Source organism: Mycobacterium sp. SMC-4 (assembly GCF_050205565.1).
GTDB lineage: Bacteria > Actinomycetota > Actinomycetes > Mycobacteriales > Mycobacteriaceae > Mycobacterium.
In genome coordinates this window covers 65,385-83,389 of sequence record NZ_JBNMQU010000010.1, presented here as the reverse complement: position 1 = coordinate 83,389, position 18,005 = coordinate 65,385, and the positions used below count along the sequence as shown (strand labels likewise).

Here is an 18,005-nt window from a genome sequence, read left to right as displayed (position 1 = left end):
CCGTCTGTAACGCCGGATCACGAGGAGCAGCGATGGTGGCACCGCCCCCGGTACTGGCCGACGAGACCCATCCGCCGCGCCGGGCCTGGGCGGCGGTGTCGGTGCTCGCCGTCGTCGGCACGCTGAACTACGCCGACCGCTTTCTGCCCGCCGTACTCGCCGAGCCGATCCGCCAGGACCTCGACCTGTCGGACACCGCGCTGGGCATCATCAACGGGTTCGGCTTCCTCGCCGTGTACGCGCTGGTCGGCATCCCGATCGCGCGGATCTCCGATCGGGGCGCGTACGGGCTGGTGGTGTCGGGCTGCCTGTCGCTGTGGGGTGTGATGACGATGCTCGGCGGGGCGGTGCAATCGGGCTTCCAGCTGGCGCTGACCCGGGTGGGTGTGGCGATCGGCGAGGCGGGCTCCACCCCGGCCGCCCACGCCTACGTCGCGCGCAACTTCGCACCCGAGCGGCGCGCCGCGCCGCTGGCAGTGATCACCCTGTCCATTCCGCTGGCCAGCGCGGCGAGCCTCATCGGCGGTGGCCTGCTGGCTCAGGCCCTGGGGTGGCGGACGGCGTTCGTCGTCATGGGCGCGATCAGCGTCGCCGTCGTGCCGATCGTGCTGGCCGTGGTCGGGCGCCGCCAGACGCCGCGGGTCGACGCCGCGGCGGGCGCCCCGGCGGGCGGTGGCTGGTGGCATGTCCTGCGTAAGCCGAGCTACCTGGCGATCGTGTCGGGTGCGGCGTGCATCTCGGTCGCCGGGTACGCGTTGACGACGTTCGCGCCGGCGTTCCTGATGCGCGGCCGCGGCATGTCCCTCGGCGACGTCGGGCTGTACTACGGGCTGGCCAGCGGCATCACCGGAATCTTGGGTCTGCTGATCGTCGGCCGCGTCGCCGACCGGCTCAGTGCGCGCGACCCCCGCTGGCTGCTGTGGTTGGTGGCGCTGATGACCGCCGTCCTTCTACCGTTTTCGACGTTGGGGTTGCTGGTCGGCAACAGCGCCGCGGCGGTGACGTTCATCGCGTTGAGCTACGTGGTCGGCACCGCCTATATGGCGCCGTCGATCGCGGCGATCCAGCGGCTCGTGCCGCCCGAGCAGCGGGCCACGGCGTCGGCGGTGTTCCTGTTCTTCAGCGCCGTCCTGGGCTCGCTGGGACCGTTGGTCACCGGGATGATCAGCGACGCGCTGCGCGACAGCGTGGGCGTCATGTCGCTGGGCCGGGCGCTGCTGTGCGTGGTCCCGGTGATGCACCTGGCGGCGGTCGGCTGCTATCTGCTGGCCAGCCGCCGCTTCCTCGGCGAGGTCGTCGAAGCCGAGGCGTCTCAGAGACCGAACTGATCGTCGACGATCCCGAGCCACACCTGCGCCGCGTCGATAGCCACCTTCTCGCTGATGAACGCGTGCTGGGTGCCGGTGTAGAGGTCGCGGAACGCCCGCTCGAGGCGGCTGCCCTCGCGGATCGCGCTCGTGCCGGCGACCAGGTGCGCCCACTCGGCGCACGCCCGCGCGGTGTCGGTGGCGAACACCGCAGCCACGCGCATGTCGGCCCGCATGGTCGGCGTCAGCTCGGCGCCGCCGGCCACCGTGGTCTCCGCGGCGCCGAACGTGTCCAGCACCAGCAGGCGCGCCGCCCGCCACGCCGCGACGTGGTGCGCCAGCCCCTTCTGGAAGGTGGGACGGGTGGCCAGTGCGGCCATGTCGCTCATCCGGTATTTGGTCGCGGCGAGCTCGCTGACGTCGTCGAGCATGCTCTTGGCGACCCCCAACGCCCACGCCGCGTGTCCGGCGGCGGTGACCGGCATCATGCCCATCCGGGTGGCGGCCGAACTCCCCCGGTACGGCCGGCGGGTGAACAGCGGGAACGTGCGACGGTGTGGCACGAACACGTCCTCGATCGCGTAGTCGTAGGATCCCGTGCCCTTCAGGCCCTGCACGTGCCAGCCGTCCCGGAACCCGACCTCGGTCCGCGGCACCACCGCGACCTGCATGTCCGGCACGCCCTCGGCGACCCAGCGCATCTGGCCGTCGTCCATCGGAAAGAAGCCCGCCGCAACGTATTCCGCGTGCCCGGTCCCGGAGCCGAAGCTCCATGACCCGGTCAGCCGATATCCGCCGTCGACGGCGACGCCCTGGCCGTTGGGGAAGAACTGGCCGCCCATCGTGACGCGGTTGTCGTTCGCGGTGAAGACCTCGGCGAATCCGTCGTCGGGCAGATAGCTGGCGGCGGCGAACGAGGACGGCATGTTGGCGATGCCGATCCACCCGAAAGAGCCGTCCTGCCAAGCCATCTCGATCCAGGTTTCGATCATCTCGGCGAACGACGGCTCGACACCGCCCGCGGCGACCGGATTGAACGCCGTCATCAATCCCGTCGACCACATCGCGTCGACGACGGCCGCTGTCAGCGTTCGGTCGTGCTCCGATTCGGATGCCTGCGCGGCGACCAGCGGACGCAGCCGACGGGCGGATTCGACGACGTCACGGGCCGACGCGGCCACCTCGGGTGCGGCGCTCACCCCACGACGGTAAGCGTTTCAGGGCAGCGCAGTGAACATGTTCGACAGATCTGTCATCGGCAGTCCCGGCAGCGGCCCGGCCAGCGTCGGCGTACCGCTCAGATGCTGCTCGGCCACCGGCGCCACCGGCGCCACCGGCGCCACCGCAGCCACCGGCGCCACCGGAACAGCGACCGGCGCGGGCGCGGGCGCGGCCGCGGTGTACACCGGCGGCGAGGCGACCTTGCGCGGCGTCGCCGGTGTCACGAATTTGCGCGTCACCGTGGCCGCCTGCGGCGACGGGGCGGGCACGCTCACCCATCCCGAGTCGGCCACCGTGGCGGGCGCGGCAGCGACCGCGCGGGCGTCTTGCGGGACCGAGCCGGTCACCAGGAAGAGCACCGAAAGCACCGCCGCGGCAACGGCACCCGCCAGTGTCGCCATGACGCGGCGGCCTCGACCGCCGCTGCCGGACGCCTGCGCGCAGTCCGGGGCGGGCCGGCACAGTGCGGCGCCGGCCGCGGCCCGCAGGCTTGGGGGGAAGGACTCCCCCGCGGTGAGCGCGTCGGCCTGATCGATCCGTTCCACGCAGCGGAATCCCGCGCGCTGCAACCGGGCGACGACGTCGTCGGTCACCTGGCCGGTCACCCTGACCGCGTCGATGGCCACCCCGTCGGCGGCGGCGATGGACTGGGCGCTGCGCGCGGCGGCGACGGGGCTCGCTGAGGTTCGCGCGAGCAGTGCGTCGTGGTCGAGCAGAGCCTGCTCGCCCTCGTCGACGAGCGCCCACACCACCTCATCGGAGGTCAGGTGAAGCCCCAGCACCACGCCCACGGCAGCTCCTTCCGTCGTCCGAACGGTGTGTGCGATCTATCGGACCGCCGACACGGGCCGTTACAACCCGCGACCCGATGCCGGTTCCGTAGTGTGCTGCTCACACCGTCGAACGGAGTCGTATGTCATGAGTACCGACCGTCGCACAGACCATAAGGCCCGCGGGTTCGAAGCGCATCGCGAGTCGGAGGCATACCTCGAAAAGCGGCAACTCAAGACCGGAAGCGCCGGGTGGGTGCTGCTGGCCGCGCTCGGCGTCGGCTACGTCATCTCCGGCGACTACTCGGGCTGGAACTTCGGGTTGGCCGAAGGCGGCTTCGGCGGGTTGGCCATCGCGGCGGTGGTGATCGCCTGCATGTATCTGGCGCTGGTGTTGGGCATGGCCGAACTGTCCTCGGCGTTGCCCGCCGCCGGCGGTGGCTACACGTTCGCGCGTCGCGCGCTGGGTCCGTGGGGCGGTTTCGCGACCGGCACCGCGATCCTGATCGAGTACGCGATCGCGCCGGCCGCCATCGCGACCTTCATCGGCGCCTACGTGGAATCGTTGGGGCTCTTCGGGATCAAAGACGGCTGGTGGGTGTACCTGGTCGCGTACGCCATCTTCATCGGCATCCACCTGTCCGGCGTCGGTGAGGCGCTGAAGGTGATGTTCGTGATCACCGCGATCGCGTTGGTCGGTCTGGTGATCTTCGCGATCGCCGCGGTCGGCGAGTTCGACGCGGCCAACTTGACCGACATCGCCGTCACGGACGCCGCGGGCGCGTCGTCGCTGTTGCCGTTCGGTGTCCTCGGGGTGTGGGCGGCCCTGCCGTTCGCGATCTGGTTCTTTCTGGCGGTCGAGGGTGTGCCGCTGGCCGCCGAAGAGGCCGACGATCCGAAGCGCAATGTCCCGCGCGGCATCATCGCCGCGATGGCGGTGCTGCTCGTCACGTGTGTGACGGTGCTGGTGTTGACCACGGGCGCCGGTGGGGCGGCGGCGATGTCGGAGTCGGGCAACCCGCTCGTCGAGGCGCTCGGCGACGGAACCTGGGCCAAGGTGGTCAACTACATCGGTCTGGCCGGGCTGATCGCCAGCTTCTTCTCGATCATCTACGCGTATTCGCGGCAGTTGTTCGCGCTGTCGCGGGCCGGCTATCTGCCGACCGCGCTGTCGGTGACCAACCGGCGTAAGGCGCCGACGCTGGCACTGATCATCCCGGGCATCATCGGTTTCGCGCTGTCGCTGACCGGGCAGGGCGACCTGCTGCTGAACATGGCGGTGTTCGGCGCGGCGCTGAGCTACGTGTTGATGATGGTCAGCCACATCGTGCTGCGAGTGCGGGAACCGGAGATGCCGCGGCCCTACCGCACCCCGGGGGGTGTCGCCACGACCGGTTTCGCGCTGGTGGTCGCCGTGCTGGCGGTGATCGCGACGTTCTTGGTCAATCCGATCGCCGCGGGCATGTGCCTGGCCGTGTTCGCCGCGTTCATGCTGTATTTCGGCGTCTACAGCCGGCACCACCTGGTCGCGAACTCCCCCGACGAGGAGTTCGCGGCGCTGGCGGCCGCGGAGGAAGATCTGCGCCGAAGCTAGGCCTTGACGCTAGGCCGTGGTGTTGGCCAGCGCCTCGATGCGCCGGCGGGCCTCCTCGGCAAGCGACGCGATGTCGAAGCCGCCGGCCGCTCCGCACGTGGTGATCTCGATGGCCGCGTTGTGGGCGGCGACCAACGCGTTGTCGCAGTTCCAATCAACGGCCCGCAACGTCCACAGCAGCCTGTCCTCGGGTGAGGGGTCCGGGCCGGGGGCGGCGGTGAACTCGTAGGTGCGGCCCCGCATCGTGGTCACGGTCAGCGGCGTGCCCGCGCAGGCGGTCAGCACTTCGCGAGTCGCGGCCAGGGCGGCGTTCGGGTCGTATTCGGAGCGGTAGACCGCGACCATCTCTTCGACGTACACCGTACCGTCGGGCGTGGTCCAGTGACCGCCGTCGGTGGCCATGGGCCGATGGTCGTGCAGGAACGGCGGGTCAACTTCGCGGGCCAGGCCGGCGCAGTGCGGCGGCTCCACGGTGACGAACAGGTTGCCGTCGCCCTCTTCGACTTTCGGTCCCAGAAGGTCGGCGACCTGCAGCGTGGAGATCGGGGCGGCCAGCGTTTCGGGGCGCGGCGACGGATTGTCCGCGGTGCGGGTGCAGGCGGCGAGCAGCGCCACCGTGCCGACCGCGGCCATCACCGCGGTCCGCCGGCGCGCTGTCGCCGTCACCGTCCGAAGCCTGCGTCCCGCAGTGCCTGCGCCATGGCGCCGGTCGGCTTGCTGGTTTCGCGGCCGCGACCCTGGCCGCCCCGGGTGGGTTGCTTGCCTTGTCGCTGCGGACCGGGACGTTGCTGTTGCTTCGGTCGTCGCGAACCGCCGCCCGCTGGTTCGTCGCCCAGCCGCAGACTCAGCCCGATGCGTTGGCGCTCGACGTCGACGTCGACGACCTTGACCCGCACCACCTGTCCGGACCGCACCACCTCGTGCGGATCCGAGACGAACCGGTCGGACATCGCCGAGACGTGGACCAGCCCGTCCTGGTGGACGCCGATGTCGACGAACGCGCCGAACGCGGCCACGTTGGTGACCACTCCTTCCAGCACCATGCCCGGCTTCAGGTCGGACACCTTCTCCACGCCCGCGGCGAACGTGGCGGTGGTGAACGCCGGGCGCGGGTCGCGGCCGGGTTTCTCGAGTTCGGCCAGGATGTCGGTCACGGTGGGGACGCCGAACCGCTCGTCGGCGAACTCGCCGGGCTTGAGGCCCCTCAGCAGTCGCTGGTTGCCGATGATCTCGGCGAGCGTGACCCCGGCGCGGTCGAGGATCCGCCGCACCACGGGATAGGCCTCTGGATGCACCCCGGAGCCGTCGAGCGGGTCCTCGCCGTCACGGATCCGCAGGAAGCCGGCGCACTGCTCGAACGCTTTGGGCCCCAGGCGTGGGACGTCGAGCAGCGCGCGCCGGCTGGTGAACCGGCCTGTCTTGTCCCGGTGCGCCACGATGGCCTCGGCCAACGATTCGCTGATGCCGGAGACCCGGGCCAGCAGCGGCACCGACGCGGTGTTGAGGTCGACGCCCACGGCGTTCACCGCGTCCTCGACCACCGCGCCCAGGCTGCGGGTCAGCAGTGTCGGGGCCACGTCGTGCTGGTACTGGCCGACGCCGATGGACTTGGGTTCGATCTTGACCAGCTCGGCGAGCGGGTCCTGTAGGCGCCGGGCGATCGAGACCGCGCCGCGCAGCGTCACGTCGAGGTCGGGCAGTTCGTGGGCGGCGTAGGCCGACGCCGAGTACACCGAGGCGCCGGCTTCGCTGACCATCGCCTTGGTGGGGGCGCGGCCGCCGGCGGTGCGGATGTCGGTGATCAGTTCGGTGGCCAGCGCGTCGGTTTCCCGCGACGCGGTGCCGTTCCCGACCGCGATCAGCTCGACGCCGTGGCGGGCCACCAGCGCGGCGAGCACCGCCTTGGCGGCGTCCCACTGCTTCTGGGGTTGGTGCGGGTAGATGGTGGCGGTGTCGACCACCTTGCCGGTGCCGTCGACGACGGCCACCTTCACACCGGTGCGGAAGCCGGGGTCCAGACCCAGCGTCGTGCGGTTGCCCGCCGGCGACGCCAGCAGCAGGTCTTTGAGGTTGCGGGCGAACACCGTCACCGCGTCCTGCTCGGCGCGCATCTTCAGGCGCACCCGGGCGTCCACCGACGCCGACACCGACAGCCGGGTGCGCCACGCGAACCCGACGGTGGCCGCCAACCACGGGGTCGCCGCGCCGTGGGCTGTCAGGTCGACGCCGAGCGCGTCGGCGATCATGGCCTGGTAGCGGGCGTCGTCGCCGGGGTCGATGGACAGCGCGAGCACCTGCTCCTTCTCCCCGCGCAGGACCGCCAGCACCCGGTGCGACGGCATGCTCGCCAGCGGCTCGGAGAAGTCGAAGTAGTCGCGGAACTTCTGTGCGGCGGCACTGGCCGCAACGGCTTCGGTCGCCGGACGCGTGCGCACCTCGCCCTGCTCCCAGAGCCGTTCGCGCAGCGCGCCGACGAGCTCCGCGTCCTCGGCGGCGCGTTCGACCAGGATGTGCCGGGCGCCGTCCAGAGCGGCGGCGGTGTCCGGGACGTCCTCGGTGACGAAGGTGGCCGCGGCGGTTTCGGGCGTCACCGTCGGGTCGGTGAGCAGCTGTTCGGCCAGCGGCTCGAGCCCGGCTTCCTTGGCGATCTGGGCCTTGGTCCGGCGCTTCGGTTTGTAGGGCAGGTAGATGTCCTCGACGCGGGCCTTGGTGTCGGCGGCGGCCAGCGCGGCGGCCAGTTCCTCGGTGAGCTTGCCCTGCTCCTTGATCGAGGCCAGCACCGCGGCGCGGCGGTCGTCGAGTTCGCGCAGATAGCCCAGCCGCTCCTCGAGCAGACGCAGCTGGCCGTCGTCGAGGCTGCCGGTGACCTCTTTGCGGTAGCGCGCGATGAACGGCACGGTGGCCCCCTCGTCGAGCAACCGCACAGCAGCGGCGACCTGGCGTTCGGCTACGTCCAGTTCCTCAGCGAGACGGGCGTTTACGCTCTTGACGACGATGGGCCCGGGGGCCGTGGCAGCGCTCGAATTCACGCGCAGGACCCTACCGAACCGGTCGGACAGTTCCGGGTCGGACACGGCGCGATCTGTCGCCGACGTTTACCGCGCGCCGTACCGGGGGTACGGACAGGCACCCCCGAAACCGAGACGTCCCAGCCTGGAGGCCCCTATGCCCGCCGCCCGTCGACCGAAGCAGTCCGCGCCCGCCGCCGTAAGCGCCACCGGATCGGTGAAAGGCGCTGTGGCGCAGGACGATCCACGTAGTCAGCAGGGGCGGTACCTGACCACCGCGCAGGGTGTGCGCATCCCTGACACCGACCACTCGCTCAAGGCGGGTCTGCGGGGCCCGACGCTGATGGAGGACTTCCATCTGCGCGAGAAGATCACCCACTTCGACCACGAACGTATCCCCGAGCGGGTGGTGCACGCGCGCGGCGCGGCCGCGCACGGCGTCTTCGAGGCCTACGGCAACGCCTCGAAGTTCACCAAGGCCGCGTTCCTGGCGACCAAGGGCAAGCAGACCGACGTGTTCTGCCGGTTCTCCACCGTCCTGGGTTCGCGCGGTTCGGCCGACACGGTGCGCGACACCCGTGGGTTCGCCGTGAAGTTCTACACCGACGAGGGCAACTTCGACCTGGTCGGCAACAACATCCCGGTGTTCTTCATCCAGGACGGCATCAAGTTCCCCGATGTCGTACACGCCGCCAAGCCGCACCCGGACCTCGAGATCCCGCAGGCCCAGTCCGCCCATGACACCTTCTGGGACTTCGTGTCGCTGCACACCGAAGCCACCCACCACGTCATGTGGAACATGAGCGATCGCGGCATTCCCCGGTCGTACCGCACCATGGAGGGGTTCGGGGTCCACACGTTCCGGCTGGTCAATGCCAAGGGTCAGACCAGCTTGGTGAAGTTCCACTGGAAGCCGGTGGCCGGTGTGCACTCGCAGGTCTGGGAGGAAGCCCAGATCACCGCGGGTTGTGATCCGGACTTCCATCGCCGGGACATGGCCGACGGCATCGAGTCCGGTGCGCCGCTGGAGTACGAGCTCGGCGTGCAGGTCATGCCCGACGACGGCACCGAGTCCTACCAGGGCATCGACCTGCTGGACCCGACGAAGATCGTTCCCGAGGAAATGGTGCCGGTGCAGCTGATCGGCAAGCTGACCCTCGACCGCAACCCGACCAACTTCTTCGCCGAGACCGAGCAGGTGGCGTTCCACACCGGCAACCTGGTCCCGGGTATCGAGGTCACCAACGACCCGCTGATGCAGGTGCGGTTGTTCTCCTACCTCGACACCCAGTTGCTGCGCCTGGGTGGACCGAACTTCACCCAGCTGCCGATCAACCGTCCGCACTGCCCGGTCAACGACATGTTCCGCGACGGCATGCACCAGACCGCGGTGCACGCGGGGCAGGCCCCGTACCGGCCCAACAGCATCGACGGTGGGGAACCCGTGGTCGCCGACGAGGACGAGGGCGCCTACGTGCCGACGCCGCGACCGGTGCAGGGCGAGGTGCAACGGGGCAAGCCCGCGTCGTTCGACGATCATTTCACGCAGCCGGCGATGTTCTACCGGTCGTTGACCGAGGTCGAGAAGGCCCACATCGTCGAGGCGTTCACCTTCGAGCTCGGGAAGTGCTACGAGCAGGGCATCAAGGAACGCCAGTTGCGGGTGCTCGCCAACGTCGACTCCGACCTGTGCGAAAAGGTCGCCGCCGGCCTGGGCCTGCCCGCGCCGAAGGGCAACCCGCCGGCCGACGTGTTCGTCTCCCCCGCGTTGTCTCAGGTGGTGACCACACCGGGTCCGGTCGCGGGCCGGAAGGTGGCCGTGGTCGCCGACGACTCGGCCGACCTGGCCGGGCTCGCGAAGCTGGCCAAGGCGCTCGACAAGCTGGGCGCCAAGGCCATGGTGCTGGCGCCGGTCGGTGGGCAGCTGAAGTCCGGGCGGCGCACGGTCACGGTGGATCGCACGTTCACCACGGCCCGCTCCATCGAGTTCGACGCGGTCGTCATCGCCGACGGAGCCCTCGGTGACAAGGTCGACGTGAAGCTCGCGGTGCTGCTGCACGAGATGTACCGGCACTGCAAGCCGATCGGCGCCTGGGGCGACGGCCGCAAGGTGCTCGAGAGCGTCGACATCCCGATCGACGGACCGGGTGTGCTGACCGCGGGTGACGCGTCGAGCGCCTTCAGCGCCGAGCTGGTGGCTGCGTTGGGTCTGCACCGGGTGTGGGACCGCACCGACGAGGTGGTGGCCTCGGAGGTGCCGCCGGTGCGTCCGGCCCCGCGGCGGAGGGGGAAGCGCAAGTAGCGGCCGGTCTCAGGCGACGCGGGCGCGGGGGCGATCGAGCATGCCGTCGCGCAGCCGCTGCAGCGACTGGGTCAACAGCCGCGACACATGCATCTGGGAGATGCCCATGCGCTGGGCGATCTCCGACTGGGTCAGCGACTCGAAGAAGCGCATGATCACGATGCGGTACTCGCGTTCGGGCAGCGACTCCATCTGCACTCGCAGCGCGTCCCGGTCCTCGATGAAATCGATGTCCGGGTCGCAGCACCCGAGCCGGTCGACCAGCGTCGGCGCGCTGTCGTCGTCGCGGGAGGAACTCTCGTCGATGGATTTCGCCTTGAATCCTGCTGCGGCGGTGAGCGTTTCGACCACGTCGTTGCGGTCGACGCCGAGCGCCTCGGCCAGTTCGCTGGCGGTGGGCGCGCGGCCCAGCTCGTGCGTCAACTCGTTGGTCAGCGGTCCGAGCGACGGGTAGAGGTCCTTGAGCCGGCGCGGCACGTTCACCGACCAGCTGAAGTCCCGGAAGTAGCGTTTGACCTCACCGAGCATGGTGGGGATCGCGAACGACAGGAACTCGGTGCCGGCGCACGGGTCGAAGCGGTTCACCGCGTTCACCAGACCGACGCGGGCCACCTGGACCAGGTCGTCGTGCGCCTCTCCGCGCCTGTCGTAACGACGTGCGATGCGTTCGGCCAGCGGGAGGCACTCCTCGATGATCCGATTGCGTAGTCGCGCTCGTTCGGCGGAGCACTCCCGAAGGGTGTGCAATTGGACGAACGCCGTCCGTAACCACGCCAGATCGGGATCGTTGGCGCCGGTCGGGGCTTTGACGAGATCCATGGCGGCCTCCTGACCCGCCCGCCGAGAAGCGGGCGACATGAAGCGGGTACCTGGTTCGCAGCGAGGCGGCATCAGTGCTGTACTGCCCACGCCGGAGGGCGATGGAAAACCCTTGTCCCTCCAGTATGTCGAGCCGGCTCTGTGGCGCTCGCCAGACGGGGAACTCTTCGCAAAACGGCTCTTGCGGCACCGACTTTTCGTTATCCGGCTGTGGTGCCAGCGCCCGCGGCGGGGTAACCCCGGTGTGTGCCGACCACCACGACCACCGCCGCCGACTTCCTCCCGCCCAGCCTCGATATCGGCGACCTGGCGGCAGCGGCGCAGGCATGCCGGGGCTGCTCTCTGTACGAGAACGCCACGCAGGCGGTGTTCGGCTCCGGCTCGTCCGCCGCACGAATGATGTTCGTCGGGGAACAGCCCGGCGACAGCGAGGACCGCGCCGGCGAACCGTTCGTGGGTCCCGCGGGCCGGCTGCTGGACAAAGCCCTCGCCGATGCCGATGTGCAGCGCGCGCCGATCTACGTCACCAACGCGGTCAAGCACTTCAAGTTCGTTCCGGCCGAGCGCGGGTCACGCCGGATCCACAAGACCCCGAGTCGCACCGAGGTGGTTTCGTGTCGGCCGTGGTTGTTCGCGGAGCTGAGGGCCGTCGGGCCGGAGGTGGTCGTCCTGCTCGGCGCCACCGCGGCCAAATCGCTGCTCGGCAGCTCGTTCAAGCTGACCGCCCACCGCGGCGAGGTGCTGCAGTTGCCGGCGCAGGACCGTCCCGACGGTGTCGACCCGCAGGTGGTGGCCACCATCCATCCGTCCGCGGTGCTGCGTGGTCCCAGCGATGCACGCCACGACGCGTACGTCTCGCTGGTCGACGATCTGCGGTTCGCGGCCGCGCTGCTGCAGAACTGAGCAACGTTTCGGTCGGGCTGGTACGGGCACTCCGTGACCAGACAGCAGAACCCGCACCCGTGAAGGATGGTCATGCAGCCGACGCGTTTTCGTCCCCTCGTAGAGGTCGAGGGGCCGTTCGTCTCCGTGTACGTCGACGACTCACAGAACACCGCCGACGCCGACAAACAGACCGAGTTGCGGTGGCGCGCCGTCGCCGACGAGTTGAGTGCGCAGGGCGTCGATGAGTCGCTCGTCGAGGTGGTGCGGCAAGGCTTGTCCGAGGGCCCCCAGACCGTCGGGCGGGGCGGTAAGGCCGTGGTTGCCACGCCCCAGGGCGTCCATCTGGTCGAACGCCTGATCCGCGCACCGGAAACCCCGACGGCGAGGGTGTCGGCCTTCCCGTATCTGGTGCCGTTGGTGATCCACGGAGTCGACGACCCGCCGTTTTTGACGGTGGTCGTCGACCATGCCGGTGTCGATGTCGGGGTGCACCGCAACGGCACGGTCACCAACGTCACCGTCGACGGTGACGCCTACCCGATCCACAAGGCGACCGGTGCCGAAGATCCCGGTTACGGCGACCCGCAGCGAACCGCCGACGGCGCGCGCATGAAGAACATCCAGGAAGCCGCCGATGCGGTCACCAAGATGTTCGACGACGAGCGACCTCAGCTGGTCTTCGTCGTCGGCGAGGTCCGCTCCCGCGCCGACCTGCTGGGCCAACTTCCCGAGCGGGTGACCGAGTGCGTCGTGGAGATCAACGCCGGGGCGCGCGGAAGCGTCGACGACGAGGCCTTGAGCCACGACATCGACACCCATCTGCGGCTGCGCCGGGTCGACGTGATGGACGAAGCCGTGCAGCGGTTCCAGGCCGAACTGCAGCGGGAATCCGGGTTGGCCACCGAGGGGTTGGCCGGCGTATGTGCCGCACTGCGCGAGGGGGCGGTCGAGACGTTGCTGATCGGCGAGATCGGGGACGCCACGGTGCTGGTCGCGGAGTCCCCGGTGACGGTGGCGCCCACCCCGGAGGTGATGTCCGAGTTGGGCGGCGGGCAAGCCCGCACCGTGCGCGCCGACGAGGCGCTGCCGCTGGCGGCGATCAGCATCGACGCGAACCTGGTGGCGGTGGACGATCGCTTGTCGCCCCGTGACGGTGTCGCTGCGATCCTGCGCTACGCGCCGCGGCAGCCCGCCTGAGTGCCCGATCCGCTCAGGCGAGCACCTCCATCAACAGCAGCGCACCGTTGACCGACCCGTCGGCGGCCCGAAAAGCCGTGCAGATCAGTCTGATTCGCGCAGTGCGCCCCCGCCGGTTGACCGCTTCGATGACCGCCTCGTCGGTCATGTCCGCGTCGACGAACACCCGGCCGATCAGCGGCTTGACCGCCTCGGTGGGCAGCCCGATGTCCAGACTGGTCAGCGTGGAGCCGACCACCTCCGCAGACCGCAGGCCCCACAGTTCTTCACATCCGCGATTCCACACGACCACGCGCATCTGACGATCCACCACCATCAGGCCCAGCCGGATCGAGCTGGTCATCGACTGCATGAACGCGGTGGCCTCGTCCAGCTCGAGGCTGCGCTCCCGCAGCGCGTCGTTGATGGTGTGCAGCTCGTCGTTGGTGGACTGCAGCTCCTCGTTCATCGTTTCGAGTTCTTCGTTGGTGGACTGCAGTTCCTCATTGGTGGTTTCGAGTTCCTCCACCGTGGATTGCAGTTCTTCGTTCGTCGTCTCGAGTTCTTCGTTGGTGGACTGCAGCTCTTCGTAGGCGGATTCGAGTTGGCTGTTGGTGTGCACGATCTTGTCGATCAGTGCGCGGGTCGAGGTGACGTCGAAGAACACCACCGAGGTGCCGAGCAACGCGTTGTCGCCGTCGACAAGAGGGTTCACATGGACCTCGAACCAGATCGGGTCGAACCCGGGCCGCTGCCATTGCACATCCTGGATGCGCGCTGAGCGTCGTTCGACCCGGGCTTGCTCGAGGTAGCTCCGCAGCTCGACGGGCCGGTAGGACACGTCGAGGTCGCGCAGCAGCCGCCCGATGTCGCGGGCGGACAACCCGAATGTGGCCTCGGCCTGCTCGTTGATCAGCGTCACGGTGTCCTCGCCGGTGACCACGATCTGGGCCACCGGACTGGCGCGGAAGGCGAGATCGCGAATGGAGTTCACGCCCGAGACGTCGCTGAGCCGTTCTCCCAGGGGGGCGGTCACGGGCCGTTCGGGGGTTTCGACCGCACCGCTGACCTTGCGAAAGATGCGGTACTTCAGATTCATCGGCGTGAACCGATCGCTGTGACTCAGCAGCATTTCGGCATGCCCGAGGAACAACACTCCGCGCGGCGCCAACGCGAAGTGCAGCCGGCCCAACACGCTGCGCTGGGTATCGGCGTTGAGGTACATGAGCGTGTTGCGGCAGACCAGCAGATCCACCCGCGAGATCGGCGCATCCTTGACCAGGTCGTTGCGCCCGAAGATGACGGCCCGGCGGAGATCTTTGCGGAACACGTATCTGCCGTTGACCGGATCGAAGTAGCGGTCCGCCAGTTCCGCGGGCATCGATTCGATCGCCTTGGGGTCGTAGGAGGCCGCGCGTGCCTCGCTGAGCGCATCTTCGTCCACGTCGGTGGCGTAGATCTTGACCCGCTGACGGAATTCCTCGGCACCGAGTGCTTCGGCGAGGATCATCGCGAGCGTGAAAGGTTCCTGACCGGAGGCGCAGCCGGCGCTCCACACCCGGATCGGGTCGGTCGGGCTGCGCTCGGCCAGCAGCGCGGGAACCACTTCTTCGCGGATGTGATCCCACGCCTCGGCGTCCCGGAAGAAGCTCGTGACGTTGATCAGGATGGTGTTGAACAGCGTCGAGAACTCGTCGGCGGACGCCTGCAGAGTGTCGAGATACTCCTCGAACGTCGCATGGTCCAGCTGGTCCATGCGGTGGCGCACCCGCCGCATCAGCGAGGCGCGCTTGTATCCCGTGAAATCGAAGCCGCGGGAGTCGCGGACATACCGCAAGAGCGCCTCGAAGGCTTGCGCCTCCCTGTCGGTGTTGTCGTTCACGCGATCGCCCATCCGCTGATGATTTTCAAAAGCACCCTGAACCTACAAGGCGACGCAGGGTGGCGGGCGGGACCGCGCTGCTAGTAGCCGTCGACGCGGCCGTTGCCCAGATAGTGCAGGCCCGCGGCGGTCACCGAACGGGAGTCCAGCACGTTGCGGGTGTCGGCGACGACGGCGCTGGGCGCCTGCTCGGCGATCAGGGACCAGTCGAGGCCGGCGAACTGTGGCCACTCGGTGAGCACGACGATGGCGTCGGCGGACTTGGCGGCCCGGTACGGGTCGTCCACGGCGGTGACCCGGGCGTCGTGCAACACCTGGGCGTCGATGGCCGGCAGCTGGGGGTCGTAGCCACACACCTGGGCGCCCTGCGCGGCCAGGTGTGCACACACTGTCAACGCCGGTGAGTCCCGGGTGTCGCTGGTGGCGGCCTTGAACGTCAGCCCGAAAACGGTGATGCGCGCGTCGCGCAGATCGCAGGTCATCGCCCGGGTCAGCGCCGCGGTCAGTCGCGGTGCCTGCGTGGCGTTGGTGGCGCGCGCGGCCTGCACCTCGGCCAGCTCGACGCCGCAGGATCGTGCCGAATAAAGAAGCGCAGCAGTGTCTTTCGGTAGGCACGACCCGCCCCAGCCCGGTCCGGGCTTCAGGAAGCCGTCGCCGATCCGTTGATCGGCGCCCATACATGCGGTCACATCTCCGATGTCGGCGCCCAGCCGCTGACACAGCTGCGCCAGCGAGTTGACGTAGGACAGCTTGACGGCCAGGAACGCGTTGCTGGCGTATTTGGCCATCTCCGCGCTTTCGGGGGTCATCCGAAGCACGGGCCCGACGGCGCCGCCGTACGCGGCGCACACCAGGTCGGCGTCCGCGTCGCGGTCGGCGCCGATGACGACGCGGTCGGGATGGTTGAAGTCGGCGATCGCCCGGCCCTCACGCAGGAACTCCGGGCTCGACACCACGCCGATTCCGAAGGGGCGCAACGCTTCGGCCACCCGCCGCGTGGTGCCGACCGGCACTGTCGATTTCACCGCCACCACGGCTCCCGGGCGAAGCACCGCGGCCAGAGTGGTGACAACAGCATCGAGAGCGCGCAGGTCCGCCGCGCCGTCCGGCCCGCTGGGCGTCGATACGCACACGAAGACCACGTCCCGGTCGGCCAGCGTGCGGTGATCGGCCGAGAACCGCAGTCCCCCTCGGTCGACCGCGTCGGCGAGAAGTTCGGGCAGGCCGGCCTCGTCGATGATGGGCACGCCCGCCTGCAGCCGGGCGACTTTGTGCTCGTCGACGTCGACGGCGACGGTGTCGTGTCCGCGGGCGGCCAGACAGACGGCGGTCGTCAGGCCGACGTAGCCGACTCCGACCACCCCGACACGCATCGCCGCGCTCATGCGCACCACGCCAACGCATGGTCGGCCGCGCTGAGCACGTCGCTCACCGTGATCTGCAGCAGTCCCGGGTCGGGCTGCTGCGCGTGCGGGTCGCCGCGGTCACCGGCCCACAGCGCGACGTGGCGACCGTCGCCGCGCGGACCCCACAGCTGCGGCGGGGTCGGACCGAACAGCACCACCGACGGTGTCCCGGTCGCGGTGGCGACGTGCCCGACCCCGGTGTCACCACAGACGACCAGCCGGCTGTCGGCGATCAGCGCCACCAGAGCGAGCAGGTCCGATGACGGCGGCCAGACCGCCGATTCCGGTAGCCCGGCCTGTTGCACCACCGCGCGCACCAGGTCCGCTTCGTCGGCCGCCCCGGTCACGACCACCCGGGCGCCGTGCCGCGCCAGCGTCGCCGCGACTTTCGCGTAGCGGGGCGCGGGCCACCGGCGCGCGGGCGCGGCTGCACCGGGATGGATCACGACGACATCCGAGTGGTCCGGGTAACCCGCGGGCCGATCCACCCGCAGATCATCTGCGCGGCAGGAAATCCCGGCCCAGTGCAGCAGTGCGCACCACCGGTCGACCTCGTGGGCGTCGCTGCGCCACTGCGGTCCGGCCAGCTCGGGGTACGCGTCGTGGCGGTGGGTCAGCAAGCGGTGCGGGCGCAGACCCAGCAGCGCGGCGATGCTCTGCGGGCCGCGACCGTGGAGGTTGACCGCGACCGCCGGTGGTTCCGGCAGGCCGCGGATCTGAACCAGTCCGGGGGTGTCGACGACGTCGTCGACGACACCGGTGTGCAGGGCGAGGTCACGGTAGCGGCATGGGGCGGCGAGCAGCAGCCGCGACGACGGGAAGTGCCGTCGCAGCCCGCGCAACGCCGGCACCGCGGTGAGCAGGTCGCCGAGACCCAGCGCCCGCAGCACGACCACCGACGCCGGATCGCCGGCATCCCTTACGGCCATGACGATTCCGTGGAAGCGCACACCACGAGCTCCCGGATCTCGCAGCCGGGAGGCTGGGACAGCGCGAACAACACAGTGGCGGCGACGTCGGCGGGCTGGTTGAGCTTGGCGTCCGGCGGCGGCTTGTACTGCTCGGTGCGGCCGTCGAAGAACGCGGTGTGCATGCCGCCCGGGATCAGCAACGTCACGCCGATGTCCCCGGCGAGTTCGGCGGCCAACGCGCGCGTGAAGCCGACGACGCCGAACTTCGAGGCGCAGTAGGCCGTGGCGTCGCTGACGGCTTTGATGCCGAGGGTCGATGCCACGGTCACGATCCGGCTGCGTCCGCGCTGCAGGAACGGCAGCGCAGACCTGACGACCGCGGCGGTGCCGAGCAGGTTGACCACGATCACCTGCTCCCATTCCTTGGCGGGCACGTCCTGCAGGGTGCCGCACGAATCGATGCCGGCCGCGGTGAACACCCCGTCGATGCGACCGCCGACCTGCTCGGCCAGGGCTCCGACGGCGGCGTCGACGGCCTCGGTGTCGGCGAGGTCGACGCGGACGTGGGCGACGCCGTCCGCGGGGGCGGCACGGTCGAGGACCAGCGGCGTGCCCCCTTGGGCGCGAACGGCTTCCACGACGGCCGCGCCGAGTCCGGATGCGCCGCCGCTGATCAGGACGGCACCGGCTCCGGAGTTCGTGGTGGTGGACGTTTCGGTCATGA

General features: G+C 69.7%; 14 protein-coding genes. 5 read left to right on the top strand and 9 right to left on the bottom strand.

Annotated elements, in window-relative coordinates; genetic code table 11:
• Nucleotides 1-32 precede the first annotated feature (32 nt).
• On the top strand, nucleotides 33-1,328 hold the full coding sequence (locus tag ACQI46_RS18105; protein WP_427095410.1) for a spinster family MFS transporter: 1,296 nt from the start codon (nucleotides 33-35) through the stop codon (nucleotides 1,326-1,328).
• Here ACQI46_RS18105 and ACQI46_RS18100 read toward each other — a convergent pair.
• Together ACQI46_RS18100 and ACQI46_RS18095 are read right to left on the bottom strand one after the other, a co-directional pair.
• Nucleotides 1,313-2,488, bottom strand: coding sequence for an acyl-CoA dehydrogenase family protein (locus tag ACQI46_RS18100; RefSeq protein WP_427095555.1), 1,176 nt, complete (start codon nucleotides 2,486-2,488; stop codon nucleotides 1,313-1,315). The genes ACQI46_RS18105 and ACQI46_RS18100 overlap by 16 nt on opposite strands.
• 36 nt (nucleotides 2,489-2,524) lie before the next feature.
• Nucleotides 2,525-3,319 carry a hypothetical protein gene (locus tag ACQI46_RS18095; RefSeq protein ID WP_427095409.1) on the bottom strand — a complete coding sequence of 265 codons (795 nt, stop codon included), beginning with the start codon at nucleotides 3,317-3,319 and terminating at the stop codon, nucleotides 2,525-2,527.
• A gap of 127 nt (nucleotides 3,320-3,446) precedes the next feature.
• Between ACQI46_RS18095 and eat the strand changes: the two genes are divergently transcribed.
• Nucleotides 3,447-4,892: an ethanolamine permease gene (gene eat / locus ACQI46_RS18090; RefSeq protein WP_427095408.1), complete on the top strand. Its 1,446-nt coding sequence runs from the start codon at nucleotides 3,447-3,449 to the stop codon at nucleotides 4,890-4,892.
• Between the two features lie 9 nt (nucleotides 4,893-4,901).
• Here the strand turns inward: eat and ACQI46_RS18085 are convergent, their stop codons facing one another.
• Together ACQI46_RS18085 and ACQI46_RS18080 are read right to left on the bottom strand one after the other, a co-directional pair.
• Nucleotides 4,902-5,558 carry a sensor domain-containing protein gene (locus ACQI46_RS18085; RefSeq protein ID WP_427095407.1) on the bottom strand — a complete coding sequence of 219 codons (657 nt, stop codon included), beginning with the start codon at nucleotides 5,556-5,558 and terminating at the stop codon, nucleotides 4,902-4,904.
• Nucleotides 5,555-7,921, bottom strand: a complete 2,367-nt coding sequence (locus ACQI46_RS18080; protein WP_427095406.1) for a Tex family protein — start codon at nucleotides 7,919-7,921, stop codon at nucleotides 5,555-5,557. The genes ACQI46_RS18085 and ACQI46_RS18080 overlap by 4 nt, the downstream gene beginning before the upstream one ends.
• 136 nt (nucleotides 7,922-8,057) lie before the next feature.
• Here ACQI46_RS18080 and ACQI46_RS18075 point away from each other — a divergent pair, with 136 nt between their 5' ends.
• Nucleotides 8,058-10,202: a catalase gene (locus ACQI46_RS18075; protein ID WP_427095405.1), complete on the top strand. Its 2,145-nt coding sequence runs from the start codon at nucleotides 8,058-8,060 to the stop codon at nucleotides 10,200-10,202.
• Between the two features lie 9 nt (nucleotides 10,203-10,211).
• Here ACQI46_RS18075 and ACQI46_RS18070 read toward each other — a convergent pair whose 3' ends face one another.
• Nucleotides 10,212-11,021, bottom strand: coding sequence for a SigB/SigF/SigG family RNA polymerase sigma factor (locus ACQI46_RS18070; RefSeq protein WP_427095404.1), 810 nt, complete (start codon nucleotides 11,019-11,021; stop codon nucleotides 10,212-10,214).
• A gap of 246 nt (nucleotides 11,022-11,267) precedes the next feature.
• Here ACQI46_RS18070 and ACQI46_RS18065 point away from each other — a divergent pair, with 246 nt between their 5' ends.
• Both ACQI46_RS18065 and ACQI46_RS18060 read left to right on the top strand, forming a co-directional pair.
• Entirely contained in the window at nucleotides 11,268-11,924 is a 657-nt protein-coding gene (locus ACQI46_RS18065; protein WP_427095403.1) for a UdgX family uracil-DNA binding protein, read from the top strand.
• Nucleotides 11,925-11,996: 72 nt separating this feature from the next.
• Complete coding sequence (locus ACQI46_RS18060) at nucleotides 11,997-13,103, top strand: hypothetical protein (RefSeq protein ID WP_427095402.1); 1,107 nt, start codon at nucleotides 11,997-11,999, stop codon at nucleotides 13,101-13,103.
• 13 nt (nucleotides 13,104-13,116) lie between these two features.
• Here ACQI46_RS18060 and ACQI46_RS18055 read toward each other — a convergent pair whose 3' ends face one another.
• From ACQI46_RS18055 to ACQI46_RS18040, 4 genes are all read right to left on the bottom strand, one after another.
• Nucleotides 13,117-14,976 carry a CheR family methyltransferase gene (locus ACQI46_RS18055; RefSeq protein ID WP_427095401.1) on the bottom strand — a complete coding sequence of 620 codons (1,860 nt, stop codon included), beginning with the start codon at nucleotides 14,974-14,976 and terminating at the stop codon, nucleotides 13,117-13,119.
• 68 nt (nucleotides 14,977-15,044) lie between these two features.
• Entirely contained in the window at nucleotides 15,045-16,349 is a 1,305-nt protein-coding gene (locus ACQI46_RS18050) for a UDP-glucose dehydrogenase family protein (RefSeq protein WP_427095400.1), read from the bottom strand.
• Complete coding sequence (locus ACQI46_RS18045) at nucleotides 16,346-17,299, bottom strand: glycosyltransferase family 9 protein (protein ID WP_427095399.1); 954 nt, start codon at nucleotides 17,297-17,299, stop codon at nucleotides 16,346-16,348. Before ACQI46_RS18045 ends, ACQI46_RS18050 begins: the two co-directional genes overlap by 4 nt.
• A complete protein-coding gene (locus tag ACQI46_RS18040; RefSeq protein ID WP_427095398.1) occupies nucleotides 17,290-18,003 on the bottom strand; it encodes an SDR family oxidoreductase in 714 nt (237 codons plus the stop codon). Before ACQI46_RS18040 ends, ACQI46_RS18045 begins: the two co-directional genes overlap by 10 nt.
• Between the last annotated feature and the right edge of the window lie 2 nt (nucleotides 18,004-18,005).

What these genes read in the sequence shown, in the direction of transcription:
- ACQI46_RS18105 (WP_427095410.1), top strand. Translation starts at nt 33, where the DNA reads ATGGTGGCACCGCCCCCGGTACTGGCCGACGAGACCCATCCGCCGCGC.
- eat (WP_427095408.1), top strand. Translation starts at nt 3,447, where the DNA reads ATGAGTACCGACCGTCGCACAGACCATAAGGCCCGCGGGTTCGAAGCG.
- ACQI46_RS18075 (WP_427095405.1), top strand. Translation starts at nt 8,058, where the DNA reads ATGCCCGCCGCCCGTCGACCGAAGCAGTCCGCGCCCGCCGCCGTAAGC.
- ACQI46_RS18070 (WP_427095404.1), bottom strand. Translation starts at nt 11,021, where the DNA reads ATGGATCTCGTCAAAGCCCCGACCGGCGCCAACGATCCCGATCTGGCG.
- ACQI46_RS18060 (WP_427095402.1), top strand. Translation starts at nt 11,997, where the DNA reads ATGCAGCCGACGCGTTTTCGTCCCCTCGTAGAGGTCGAGGGGCCGTTC.
- ACQI46_RS18055 (WP_427095401.1), bottom strand. Translation starts at nt 14,976, where the DNA reads ATGGGCGATCGCGTGAACGACAACACCGACAGGGAGGCGCAAGCCTTC.
- ACQI46_RS18050 (WP_427095400.1), bottom strand. Translation starts at nt 16,349, where the DNA reads ATGAGCGCGGCGATGCGTGTCGGGGTGGTCGGAGTCGGCTACGTCGGC.
- ACQI46_RS18045 (WP_427095399.1), bottom strand. Translation starts at nt 17,299, where the DNA reads ATGGCCGTAAGGGATGCCGGCGATCCGGCGTCGGTGGTCGTGCTGCGG.
- ACQI46_RS18040 (WP_427095398.1), bottom strand. Translation starts at nt 18,003, where the DNA reads ATGACCGAAACGTCCACCACCACGAACTCCGGAGCCGGTGCCGTCCTG.